This is a genomic window from Bathymodiolus azoricus thioautotrophic gill symbiont (assembly GCF_001298715.1).
Lineage (GTDB): Bacteria > Pseudomonadota > Gammaproteobacteria > PS1 > Pseudothioglobaceae > Thiodubiliella.
Genome location: NZ_CDSC02000490.1, coordinates 1 through 842 on the forward strand (window position 1 = coordinate 1; position 842 = coordinate 842).

General features: G+C 36.5%; 1 protein-coding gene. It reads left to right on the forward strand.

From position 1 onward, the window contains the following. A partial coding sequence (locus tag BAZSYMA_RS09250) for a DUF3275 family protein (protein ID WP_090718394.1) occupies positions 1 to 397 on the forward strand: 397 nt, incomplete at its 5' end. Positions 398 to 842: the final 445 nt, after the last annotated feature.

The following is an 842-nucleotide window of genomic DNA, read 5'->3' on the forward strand; positions in this document are numbered from 1 at the left end:
CGAGGGAAGATTTGTTATATCAAGAATTCAAACAGTATCAGGTGGCTTTGGCTCTAACAAGTTAATACTTGAGTCTAGGGCAACACTAGATACAATACATATTGATGAGATTGATGAAGCACCTGTGGAAGTAATCACTGAGGCAGATCCAATTACCGAAGATATTGATGTTGATTTTGACAAAGTGGAAGCCAGTGCAAAATCAAACTCAAACTCAAAAGAGGACTTACAAAACCTATTCAACGATCAAGAAATTGCAACCATTGAACAAGGCGAGCAAGTCACTTTAGATCCAACTAGTGATAGAGGTATTTTACGACAACAGCAAAATTACCTTAAATCAAATAATTGGAAATTTAATATGCAAGAGCAAGCGTGGTATTTACCATCATTGTAATCTGAAATAGTAAAAAACAAACATCCTCTCTTGAGAGGGTGTTTCAAAATACATTCATTTGAGTGTGTTTTGAAACACCAATTTTAAGAGCCGCACGAACTCCAAATCCGTGCACCTTGAAAACCCTAACTTGCTTTGCAAGGCGAGTTAGGTAAAAGCCAATGGCATCAATTGAAATATTTGGCGATTATTTAAAGCGATGAGTTTTAAATAATTGATTGATACATACCCAGCAGGGGCACTAGCCTCTGACGAGGGGATGGTGCCTTTTTTTTTATTCAAATAAGGAAAGGACACCATGACCAATCAACAATTAAACGATATGGGCGTTACGAGAAAAGGATTTAATGCCTATGAATCGTTTTGCTTTTTATGTAAGCTGTTGGCAATTTTAGCGGCTTATGCTTTGTTACTATGATTTGCTAAGTACAAACCTTAAAACAAA